The sequence below is a fragment of the Shewanella sp. DNRA4 genome, assembly GCF_012843185.1.
Classification (GTDB): domain Bacteria; phylum Pseudomonadota; class Gammaproteobacteria; order Enterobacterales; family Shewanellaceae; genus Shewanella; species Shewanella xiamenensis.
The window spans coordinates 244,955-257,378 of sequence record NZ_JABAIP010000001.1 but is presented as its reverse complement, the minus strand read 5'-3'; the positions used below and the strand labels follow the sequence as shown (position 1 = coordinate 257,378).

Genomic DNA, 12,424 nt, shown 5'->3' with positions numbered 1-12,424 from the left:
ATTTGATAAGTGTTTAATGATGATTAAAACTATTGCAGGGAAATATCATGATGAAACGGTTCAATTTCAATACCGCAACAAAAGCGATGTTGGGTGCCGGTTTACTTTCACTTCTTCTCACTGGCTGCGGTGGCAGTGACGGTAAAGATGGTGAAGACGGTAAACCAGGCGTTGTTGGTGTCAATATCACCTCAACCTCAACCTTAAAAGCAAAATTCACAAATGCCACTGTTGATGCAGGCAAAGTCACCGTTGATTTTACGTTGGAAAATGCTAATGGCGTTGCCGTATTAGGCTTAACTAAAGATCACGATTTACGGTTTGGTATTGCGCAATTAACTCCAGTTAAAGAAAAAGTGGGTGAAACTGAAGCTAACCGCGGTTATCAATGGCAAGCTTATATTAATGCCAAAAAAGAGCCTGGTACCATTCCATCCGGCGTTGATAACCTCAAGCCATCAGCCCAATACCAAGCAAACGTTGAAGCAGCAAGTAAATGTGATACTTGCTTAGTTGACCATGGTGATGGTAGCTATAGCTACACCTACCAAGCCAACATTGCTAATGTAACTGAGCCATTAACCGTTACTTACAGCGCTGACGCGACTCAACGCGCGACGATGGAGCTTGAATTACCACAACTCACAGCCAACGCCCATTTCGACTGGCAACCTTCTACTGGTAAGACTGAAGGTATTCAAACCCGTAACGTGGTTTCTATTCAAGCTTGTTATACCTGTCACCAACCTGAAAGCTTAGAGCTTCATGGTGGTCGTCGTATCGATATTGAAAACTGTGCCTCTTGCCATACTGCGACTTCTGGCGATCCAGAATCAGGCAATAGCATTGAATTTACTTACATGATCCACGCTATCCACAAAGGTGGTGAGCGTCATACCTTCGATGAGACAGGCGCAGAAGTACCTGCTCCTTATAAGATTGTCGGTTACGGTGGTAAAGTGATCGACTACGGCAAAGTAGGCTTCCCATTAAAACCTGCTGCTGATTGTTCAGCATGTCACGTTGAAGGTGCTGGTGCACCTGCCAATGCAGACCTATTCAAAGCAGACTTAAGCAATCAAGCTTGTATTGGTTGCCATACTGAAAAACCATCTGCTCACCATAGCAGCACTGACTGTACCTCTTGCCACAATGCGACAGAGCCTTATGGCGGTACTGGCAGCGCAGCCAAACGTCATGGCGATGTACTGAAAGCCTTCAAAGACACAGAAGCAATGAGCGTGAAGTTTAGCGATATTACCGCAGATAGTAGCGGTACTCTAACGGCTAAAATGCAAGTGCTAGACTCAACAGGTACTGCTATTGATAAAAGCTATGTCGATCAAGGTACTAGCATCATGGTATCTTGGGACAGTGATAAAGATTTCACTGGTTATAAGTCAGTGAAATTATCAAGTCCTACTGATGTCGTATTTGATGCTACAAGTAAAACTTACGCTCTAACCATTAAAGGATTAACTCCACCAGCAACAAGTCAAACCATTCAGTTGTACTCAGACTTAACTGCATGTTTTAACAATGGTGGTTATAATGTTGCTGATGTTGTTATGACAGCTTGCTCTGAACCTAATGTGCGTAAAGTACATATCAAACAAGCACCGCTTAATGTTGTCTGGAATGCAACTGGCATTGATAACAACGCGACACCCAAAGCACGTCGTAACATTATTGATGCAGGTAAATGCCAAGGCTGTCATGGCGATGTCATCTATACGAGTACTAGAGGTGATCACCATGCAAATGGCGTGAATTGTGGAGTATGTCATACCCCAACTAAGAGCCTAAACAAAGATGATAAATATCCTGGAGGTAAAATCCCATCCAGCTTTGCTTGGAAAGCTCACGAGCGTGAAGGACATTATCTGAAATATGCAGGCGTACAATCTGGTACTGTACTAAAAACCGATTGTGCAACATGTCATACTGTAGATAAATCAAACGTTGTAACGGGTATTGCTTTAGGCAGATCACCAGAACGTGTATGGCGCTACGGTGATATCACAAATAATGGTGCTGATATTTGGATATCTTCCGATGCCGGTGCATGCTTAAGTTGTCACCAGAAATATCTGTCTGACGCTGCTAAATCGCATATCGAGACTAATGGCGGTATCTTAAATGGCTCAAGTGCAGCAGATGTTCAAACTCGTGCCTCTGAAAGCTGTGCGACTTGCCATACTCCATCACAATTGATGGAAGCTCACGGTAACTAAGTCGACGTAATTCTCTCAATAGAGAGCAAGAACAAAAAGAGAGAGGTATCCCCTCTCTCTTTTTTATTTTAGCTTCACAATCCGCCGTTTTTTTGATCTAAATTTGTTTTTCCCCTGTGGTTTAACTACCTCTTTAGAAATAGAAAGATCCAAGTCACACATTAGCAAAGGCTTAGAAGATTTTAGAGGCATGTTAGGTTAGCCTTTCCTTGGGGAATTCTATTTCCAGCATCCACTTAGGTTGCCTTCAAGACCAAAGCACAGACAAAGAATCTGTCGGGTGAAGAAGACAAGCACTTAAGTAATGCCAAACCTATGCAGGGAAAAAAATGATGAACGCAAAAAAATCAAAATTCGCACTGCTGCTTGCAGCAAGTGCCGTCACTATGGCCTTAACAGGCTGTGGTGGTAGCGATGGTAACGATGGTAAACCCGGTGAACCTGGTGGAGAGCCAGCTCCCGCTATTCAAAAGCTCAATTTTACATTCAACAAATCTGTTGTGACTAACGGTGTACCTAGTGTTGAATTCACTGTCACCAACGAAGACGATTTACCGGTCGTGGGTCTGCAAAAAATGCGTTTTGCAGCAGCTCAATTACTTCCTCAAGGCGCTACAGGTGCAGGTAATGCCTCTCAGTGGCAATACTTTGGTGATGAAACCTGTGATCTCGCTTCAACTTGCCCAGGTACTTTTGTTGACAAGAAGAACGGCCACTACAGCTATACCTTCAAGATGAACTTAACTGCCAATGCTAAGATCACCTACAACGACCAGTTGGCTCAACGTGTGCTAATCCGCGCTTATAATACGCCACTACCAGATGGCACCTTAGTGCCTAACAGCAACGCTTTTGTAGATTTCACCGCTGACACAGGTGCCGAGCCTGGTTATAGCCGTAAAATCGTTGCCACTGAAAGCTGTAATACTTGTCACCAAGACTTAGCACAGGTTAAACATGGTGGTGCGTATTCAGATGTTAACTACTGCGCAACGTGCCACACCGCAGGCAAAGTGGGCGTAGGTAAAGAGTTTAATGCTCTAGTTCACGCCAAGCATAAAGACCTGACCTTAGGCTCATTAGAAAGCTGCCAAAGCTGTCACACTGAAAATGAAGCAACACCTGATTGGGGCAACTGGTCACGTATTCCAACTGCCGCAACCTGTGGAAGCTGTCATAGCACTGTGGATTTTGCTGCGGGTAAAGGTCACTCTCAACAACTCGATAACTCTAACTGTATCGCCTGCCATAACAGCACTTGGACAGCCGAGTTACATACAGCTAAAACCGCTGACAAAAAAGCCGTTATCGCTCAATTAGGTATGTCTGCAACATTAGCTGCTCAAGCAGACAATACTGCGGTATTAACCGTGTCTATCTTAGATAAAGACGGCAATGCCATTGATGCGGCGAGTGTACAAAATAAGATTAAACGTTTAGAAACTATCACTAACGTCGGTCCTAACTTCCCCATCATGGGCTATAACAAGAGCCCAGGTAGCGGAACAGCTAAAGTGGCCAAAGATCTAGTCAAAGATGGTGCATTACAAGCTGATGTTACCATCGCTGATGGTAAACTGGTGTTCACTACTCCTGCACTGCCATTTGGTGCGGGCGATACTGATACCGCCTTTACCTTTATTGGCTTAGAAATGTGTAACACTGGTACCACATTAACGGCTTGTACTGCTAATAGCACAACCACCAGTATGAAAGCCGAGTTAGCCTTTGGTACTAAATCTGGTAAAGCGCCTAGTACGCGTCATGTTAACTCAGTTAACTTCAGTACTTGCCAAGGCTGTCACAGTGACACCTTTGAAATCCACAAAGGTCACCATGCAGGCTTTGTGATGTCTGAACAAGTTTCACATGCCAAAGACGCAAACGGTAAGCCTATCGTGGGTGTTGATGCTTGTGTTGCCTGTCACACACCAGATGGCACCTATGCAAACGGTGCTAACAAAGGTGGTTTCGAAATGAAACTACACGTGGTTCACGGTGAGCAAGGCGTGATCAAAGAATGTACTCAGTGCCACAACGACTTCAACTTAGATGCGTTTAAAGTGAAAGGTGCACTGGCTACTTCTGCAGGTAAATACACCACCCCAATCACAGCAACTTGTACTTCATGCCACGCGCCAGAATCTATTGGCCACGGCTTAGAAAATATGGGTGCGATTGTGAACGGTGATTATACTCAAGCCAACCAAGCGGCACAGTCAGAAACCTGTTTCTACTGCCATACCCCAACAGTTGCAGATCACACTCAAGTGAAAATGTAATTTGCCCAAGCAGGGGGAGCTCGCTCCCCCTTTCTTGAATTTTGTTGGGACAAATTGGGAAGCCTATTATGAAGAACAGTCACAAAATGAAAAATCTACTGCCGGCATTTGTCATCACAATGGCAATGTCAGCAGTTATGTCTTTATGCATCACACCAAACGCTTACGCGTCGAAGTGGGATGAAAAAATGACCCCTGAGCAAGTCGAAGCGACCTTGGATAAGAAGTTTGCCGAAGGCAACTACTCCCCTAAAGGTGCAGACTCTTGCATCATGTGCCATAAAAAATCTGAAAAAGTGATGGACCTTTTCAAAGGTGTCCACGGCGCGATTGATTCGTCAAAAAGCCCCATGGCTGGCCTGCAATGTGAGGCATGCCACGGCCCAATGGGCCAGCACAACAAAGGCGGCAACGAGCCGATGATCACTTTTGGTAAGCAATCAACCTTAAGTGCCGATAAGCAAAACAGCGTATGTATGAGCTGTCACCAAGATGATAAACGTATGTCTTGGAATGGCGGTCACCATGATAACGCCGATGTTGCTTGTGCTTCTTGTCACCAAGTACACGTAGCTAAAGATCCTGTGTTATCTAAAAACACTGAAATGGAAGTCTGTACTAGCTGCCACACTAAGCAAAAAGCGGATATGAATAAACGCTCAAGTCATCCACTCAAATGGGCCCAAATGACCTGTAGCGACTGCCACAATCCCCATGGGAGCATGACAGATTCCGATCTTAACAAGCCTAGTGTTAATGATACCTGTTATTCCTGTCATGCCGAGAAACGCGGCCCAAAACTTTGGGAGCATGCACCCGTCACTGAGAATTGTGTCACTTGCCACAATCCTCACGGTAGTGTGAATGATGCCATGCTGAAAACCCGCGCGCCGCAGCTGTGTCAGCAATGTCATGCTAGCGATGGCCACGCCAGCAATGCTTACTTAGGTAACACTGGTTTAGGTTCTAATGTCGGTGACAATGCCTTTACGGGTGGAAGAAGCTGCTTAAATTGCCATAGTCAGGTCCATGGTTCTAACCATCCATCTGGCAAGCTATTACAGCGCTAAGGAGACGAGAAAATGAAATTTAAACTCAATTTGATCACTCTAGCGTTATTAGCCAACACTGGCTTTGCCGTAGCCGCTGATGGTTATGGTCTTGCTAATGCCAATACTGATAAAGTGAAATTATCCGCATGGAGCTGCAAAGGCTGCGTGGTTGAAACGGGCACATCTGGCACTGTGGGTGTCGGTGTCGGTTATAACAGTGAAGAGGATATTCGCTCCGCCAATGCCTTTGGGACATCCAATGAAGTCGCGGGCAAATTTGATGCCAATTTAAGCTTTAAAGGTGAAAAAGGTTACCGTGCCAGTGTTGAAGCTTATCAACTCGGTATGGATGGCGGTCGTTTAGATGTGAATGCAGGCAAACAAGGCCAGTACAACGTCAATGTAAACTATCGCCAAATTGCGACCTACGACAGCAATAGCGCCCTATCGCCCTACGCGGGTATTGGTGGCAATAACCTGACGTTACCCGATAACTGGGTAACTGCTGGTTCAAGCAGCCAAATGCCATTGTTGATGGATAGCCTCAATGCCCTTGAATTATCACTTAAACGTGAACGCACGGGATTGGGATTTGAATATCAAGGCGAATCCCTGTGGAGCACCTATGTTAACTACATGCGTGAAGAAAAAACTGGCTTAAAACAAGCCTCTGGTAGCTTCTTCAACCAATCGATGATGTTAGCAGAGCCAGTGGATTACACTACTGACACCATTGAAGCGGGTGTCAAACTCAAGGGTGATCGTTGGTTCACAGCGCTCAGTTACAGTGGGTCTATATTCAAAAACGAATACAACCAATTGGACTTTGATAGTGCATTCAATCCTACCTTTGGTGCCCAAACCCAAGGTACGTTGGCGCTTGATCCCGATAATCAGGCACACACAGTGTCATTGATGGGACAGTACAACGATGGCAGTAACGCCCTATCGGGTCGTATTCTTACTGGACAAATGAGCCAAGATCAGGCGTTAGTAACGGATAACTATCGTTATTCCAGCCAGCTAACAAGCGATGCGGTTGATGCAAAAGTCGATCTATTGGGCATGAACCTTAAAGTCGTTAGCAAAGTCAGTAAAGATCTTCGCTTGACAGGTAGTTACGATTATTACGACCGTGACAATAATACCCAAGTTGAAGAATGGACCCAGATCAGCATCAACAATGTCAACGGTAAGGTGGCTTATAACACGCCTTATGATAATCGTACGCAACGCTTTAAAGTCGCGGCAGATTATCGTATTACCCGCGATATTAAACTTGATGGTGGTTATGACTTCAAACGTGACCAACGTGATTATCAAGACCGTGAAACCACGGATGAAAATACCGTTTGGGCTCGTTTACGCGTCAATAGCTTCGATATGTGGGACATGTGGGTAAAAGGCAGTTACGGAAAACGTGACGGCTCACAATACCAAGCGTCTGAATGGACTTCTTCTGAAACTAACAGCCTGTTACGTAAGTACAATCTGGCTGACCGTGACAGAACCCAAGTCGAAGCGCGCATCACCCATTCGCCGCTTGAAAGCCTGACCATCGATGTTGGTGCCCGTTACGCGTTGGATGATTATACCGATACTATGATTGGCTTAACTGAGTCAAAAGACACCAGTTATGATGCCAATATCAGTTATATGATCACCGCAGACTTACTGGCAACCGCCTTCTACAACTACCAGATCATTGAGTCTGAACAGGCGGGTAGCAGTAATTACAGCACCCCAACATGGACTGGCTTTATTGAAGATAAAGTGGATGTGGTCGGTGCAGGTATCAGCTACAACAACCTGCTGGAGAACAAGTTACGCCTAGGACTGGATTACACCTATTCCAACTCCGACAGTAACACTCAAGTCAGACAAGGTATCACTGGCGACTATGGCGATTATTTTGCCAAAGTACATAACATTAACTTATATGCTCAATATCAAGCCACCGAAAAACTCGCGCTGCGCTTCGATTACAAAGTTGAGAACTATAAGGACAATGACGCCGCAAATGATATCGCCGTTGATGGCATTTGGAACGTCGTAGGTTTTGGTACTAACAACCATGACTACACCGCACAAATGCTAATGCTGAGCATGAGTTACAAGCTCTAATCTGCGTTTATTGATGGTCAAAAGCCCGCACTGCGGGCTTTTTTATTGCCAACAAAAACTCACCGCGCTTTGAATGCAAGTTCTGGCTATTCCAGAAGCAAAAATCTTGAATAAGATCAGAATCTGGGGCAAAACTCGCACTCAAAATAAGGTATTCCTTGAGTTTACAAGCACTTTAGCGGATGTTAATTCAGCCCGTTAATTATCAGTGGATATCAGATGTCGTCCTTCACTTGTTCTTTTTGGCGTTTATCGCCTGTACCCGCCTTGATAGGCTTAAGTTTGTTCTCTACCCCTGCCATGGCATTTGATGCCAGCGGTGGCACTGCAAGCTTATTTATCATCGTCGGTCTGGGTGGATTTACCCTGATCAATAGCTTAATGCAAGGGCTGTTCTTTTTTGCGGGTCAGTATCGTAATCCCATCTTTGCCAAACGCCACGTACTAACCGCACTGATAGTACCACTGCTCGCTTTTACCTTTACCCTTTATGAACACCGCACTTGGAGCGACTTTGCACTCAATCTTGGGATGATCATTGTAGGCGTTGGGCTGATTTTATTGCCGCTGCAGTTACGCCAACTTCATCAGCCCAGCAATCAACATGCGGGCTGGCTACTGAGTCTTGGCGCCTTATTGATTCTCGGCATCAGTTATCTACTGCCGCCCTGCGCGCTCTTTGCTATCATCTTGGCCCATATTGCTTTAGCCTCTCATGCCAAAACTCCCACTAAATCCTTGGGTGCCAAGCCATTGAGTTATCTTGTATTAACCGCCTCTTATGCACTCTTTGGTTATTGGCTCTATCATCTATTGAGCAAACTAGGGGCTTAACGATGACAACCGCCCCACACTCAAGTATCGAGCCCGCTTGCTCAACAGAACTCAATTTACTGCTCAAGCAAATTCGCGCCTGCCAACTGTGTCAGGCCGAGCTTCCACTTCCAGCAAAACCTATCTTGCAAGCCAGTAGCCAAGCACGGATCTTAATTGCGGGCCAGGCCCCCGGTGTAAAAACTCACCACAAGGGCATTCCCTTCGATGATGCCAGTGGCGAGCGTCTGCGCACTTGGCTTAATGTCAGCAGAGAACAATTCTATGATCCCGCCCTGTTCGCCATAGTGCCGATGGGGTTTTGTTTTCCGGGAACCATTGAACGAAACGGTAAAAAGCAAGGTGATAAGCCGCCGCGCCCAGAGTGCGCTACGACTTGGCATAAAAAGTTATTAGCCTTGATGCCACAGGTAGAGTTAGTGCTCGTCCTTGGCCAATATGCAATTGATTACCATCTGCTACGTGCTAAGGCTCGTCTTAGTACTGCATGCAGGGAGTTAACCTCACCGGACTTAACGTTATCGACACCATTGTCGCCCCCAAAAGTCACAGTAACCCAAGCGATTGAGCAATGGTCCTTGTATTGGCCTCAATTGATGGTCATGCCTCACCCTAGCCCTCGAAACAACCTTTGGCTAAAACAGCATCCCGAATTTGAACGCGAACGACTTCCCACGCTTCAAGAGAGGGTTGCTAGCCTACTGGCAAGCTCTCCAGAACCGAAATAAAAATCCATCATCAACAGGATAGCCTTGTGAGGGCAATATAAATCCAATTAAAAAGCCCCATTTAGGGGCTTAGAATAAGATCTTGAACGACCGACTTAATATCTACAACACAGCACTTTATACATTGCGTTTAAAATTAGCTTATTGGCAACTCACACCAACTGCCGAAAATGCCGCTGTCACATCCGCCACAGGATAGCCTGAGCCTTTAGCACTCGCGGCCTGCTGAACCCCACAGGCTGCTTGATTAAACGTCGATGTCGGAGTCCAATACAACTGGTTTGCTAGCACAAACACATCGAACGCCTTACGCGTATTCCAACCACTTTTAGTCGCCAGTGTGTAAAAGGCTTTATTAAAAACACCAGAGGAATAATGCACATCCATAGAACTGGTATAATTGGCGGCATTGTCAATTGAACGTCCATCCTTTGTTGGGGTATCCATATAACGCAGCGCCCCAGCGCCTTTGACTATATCGTAGCCGACTTTCCAATCGTTACTACCACGCATGTAGTACTCGGCCGCTTCACCAGCTATATCCGAAAATGCCTCATTGATACCCCCGGACTGGCCGCTGTAATTTAACCCAGAGTTTTGCTCGGTAAAGCCGTGGCTGACCTCATGGGCGGAAACATCTAAGCTCACAAGTGGATAGAAATAGCTTGCGCCATCCCCAAAGGACATAGCCGTACCATCCCAGAAGGCATTTTCATAATTGCGGCCATAATGCACCCGCATCTCCAGCTGGAATGTTAAAGGTGCGGTGTTATACCAATCCTTGTACATATTAAAAATAACGCCGCCGAAATAGTGCGCATCATTTAAAGGAGAATAAGCACCATTTACCGCCAAATAAGTGTTCTCTGGACAAGTAAAAGTGAACACCGAACCACGGCGAGTCGAGTTCGCCATGTTGACAGTTTTCACATTGGTGTTGGTCATGGTGCATGTACCATTAGACTCGCTCACCTTGAGATAACCATAATCACTGCCGTAGTAATAACCACCGATTTTGGCATTTCCTCCAGGTCCAGTGGCATCTAAGGCTGTGCTACCGCCACCTGAACCACCACCGCCAGGTTTACCTGCGGTACTTTTTGCGGTCATGATTTCATTCCAATGCTCGAGCACCATCCCTGTTTGAGCATCTACAAAGCCCGTTGGTCGAGACAATGCATCGGTTTGGTCGCTTAAATAGGAAACCCGATACGCTAACCTTGGAGTATCACCCGTCATCAGGATAATAAGCTGTACGTCCTTTTTCCCCGTTGCCGCCGAACCCGGATATAGTCTATTCAAGGCCGCAATCGCCTGCCCTTGAGAAATCCCAGCTTCCACGGAAAAATCATCCGCAATTTGTGCCACATCCCCTTCAGCACTCAGTTGTGTATCATCCGTGCTCACAACCAAATGGTGGCCATACACCAGCACCCCATCGAAATACTGCAACGCTTTGGTTTTACTTTGGCTTTTGTTAAGCGTTATCGTTTTAACTTCTTTAAAACTGTGTTTTTGGCTCAATCCTACAGCAGCGGATAAGGATTGCCCGTGATTAAATTTAATTTCAACAGCTTGTGCCTGAATACTCGCCGCTATACACATCGCCAGTGCTGACGGTAAGAGATAAACTTTCATCGTGATATCCTTTGCCTTAGCCCATTAAGGGACAAACGACACTAAAGGGAATAAATACGGTCATCATTTTACCCACCCAATTTGTTAAAATTACGTTAAAACCGATTGAGTTCAATAATCAGTATAGAAGATAAAAAAACACCTGCCCTTTTCTGTCGTTTGCCATTACCCTAACTGCGTTGCTGTTTGCGTCAGTGGTTTATCAATAGATTGAAAAATAAGGTGAGTTATGTACGTTTTGGATCAACACATCGCCAAAAAAATTGTGAGTCGCACAATGAAAATCATTGGACACAATATCAATGTGATGAATGGTCAAGGCGTGATTTTAGGCTCAGGCGACCCTAAACGTATTGGTGCAACCCATGAGGGCGCTTTACTCGCGATTGCGCAAAATCGCAATGTGGAATTGAGCGAAGAAGTCGCCTCCGGTCTTCATGGCGTAAAACCCGGCATCAACTTACCTTTGCATTACCAAGGGCAAATTATTGGTGTGATTGGCATTACTGGCGACCCGGCAGAACTAACTCACTACGGCGAGCTGCTAAAAATGACCGCCGAGATGATTGTCGAGCAAGCCAATCAACAGGATAAATTGCAATGGGAAAACCGCCAGCGTGAAGAATTTATTCTGCAACTTATCAAGGCACAAACCGATGACGATGAGCAATTGCATCGCTGGGCCAAGCAGCTCGATATTGATATCACGCTACCACGAGTGGCCGCCATTATTGAAGTCAGTGAAAAACAACCCTCCGCCATCCACAAAATGATATCGCAGGTAAACACATCAACAGATAACGAGCTAAGCGGTAGTGATGAGCGCAATCCCAGAGTCAGCGAAACCCTCAAGCAAGTATTGCATCTACTGCAAAATCCCGATCGCGGCAACCTAATTGCCATGACATCCATGTCACAGCTGGTGATCCTAAAACCCGCTTTTCTAGATGGAAAACAATGGGATCCCGAGCTTGAAAACCAACGTATTGATAAGTTATTGCAACGATTACCTGCACAGATGGACTTAAATTTTAAAATTGCCTTGGGCCACTTTTTTCCCGTAAAAGGTGGGATTGCACGCTCCTATCAAACCGCGCAAGAAACGTTGAGCTTAGGTAAACAGCTCAACCCTGATGGCACAAAATACCTATTTGAGGATTATTCTTTACAAGTGCTGCTCTCAGGACTCAAGCATGACTGGCGCGGCCAAGCACTCACAAATGCCTACCAGCAATTAGCCAAGGCCGATAAAAACGGCCAGCTACGTAAAACCTTAGCCGCCTATATCACCCACTTTGGCGATGTGCAGCAATGTGCAGATGCACTATTTATTCATCGAAATACCTTGCGATATCGATTAGATAAAATTCAGCAACTCACTAACACCGATATCCATTCCCTGCATGGGCTATTAAGTCTTTATCTTGGGCAGTTGATAGATACCTCCAATTATCAGTTGGAGTGATAATCGTCGCGGGATAGCCCACTCAAATTTGCGCCTAAGCCTTTCAGCCTCATAGCAATATTGCGCA

The 12,424-nt window shown here is 45.6% G+C and carries 8 protein-coding genes; 7 read left to right on the top strand and 1 reads right to left on the bottom strand.

Features of this window, described 5'->3' with window-relative positions; all coding sequences use genetic code 11:
* The first annotated feature begins 47 nt into the window (after positions 1-47).
* The 6 genes from HG547_RS01070 (at position 48) to HG547_RS01045 (ending at position 9,254) form a co-directional block, all read left to right on the top strand.
* Positions 48-2,234 (top strand): OmcA/MtrC family decaheme c-type cytochrome, encoded by a 2,187-nt coding sequence (locus tag HG547_RS01070; RefSeq protein WP_169546634.1) that lies wholly within the window; start codon positions 48-50, stop codon positions 2,232-2,234.
* A 329-nt stretch (positions 2,235-2,563) separates the two neighbouring features.
* Positions 2,564-4,516, top strand: coding sequence for an OmcA/MtrC family decaheme c-type cytochrome (locus tag HG547_RS01065; protein WP_069454675.1), 1,953 nt, complete (start codon positions 2,564-2,566; stop codon positions 4,514-4,516).
* Positions 4,517-4,584: 68 nt separating this feature from the next.
* Positions 4,585-5,586: a decaheme c-type cytochrome MtrA gene (mtrA, locus tag HG547_RS01060; protein WP_037417148.1), complete on the top strand. Its 1,002-nt coding sequence runs from the start codon at positions 4,585-4,587 to the stop codon at positions 5,584-5,586.
* Positions 5,587-5,598: 12 nt separating this feature from the next.
* Complete coding sequence (locus tag HG547_RS01055; protein WP_169546632.1) at positions 5,599-7,692, top strand: MtrB/PioB family decaheme-associated outer membrane protein; 2,094 nt, start codon at positions 5,599-5,601, stop codon at positions 7,690-7,692.
* Positions 7,693-7,911: 219 nt separating this feature from the next.
* Entirely contained in the window at positions 7,912-8,526 is a 615-nt protein-coding gene (locus HG547_RS01050) for a hypothetical protein (protein ID WP_037427911.1), read from the top strand.
* Between the two features lie 2 nt (positions 8,527-8,528).
* A complete protein-coding gene (locus HG547_RS01045) occupies positions 8,529-9,254 on the top strand; it encodes a uracil-DNA glycosylase family protein (protein ID WP_169546631.1) in 726 nt (241 codons plus the stop codon).
* Positions 9,255-9,395: 141 nt separating this feature from the next.
* On the opposite strand, the gene HG547_RS01040 is transcribed toward HG547_RS01045, so the two are convergent.
* Entirely contained in the window at positions 9,396-10,892 is a 1,497-nt protein-coding gene (locus tag HG547_RS01040) for a M4 family metallopeptidase (protein WP_037427910.1), read from the bottom strand.
* 229 nt (positions 10,893-11,121) lie between these two features.
* Between HG547_RS01040 and HG547_RS01035 the strand changes: the two genes are divergently transcribed.
* A complete protein-coding gene (locus tag HG547_RS01035; protein WP_169546630.1) occupies positions 11,122-12,357 on the top strand; it encodes a sugar diacid recognition domain-containing protein in 1,236 nt (411 codons plus the stop codon).
* The last annotated feature ends 67 nt before the right edge of the window (positions 12,358-12,424 follow it).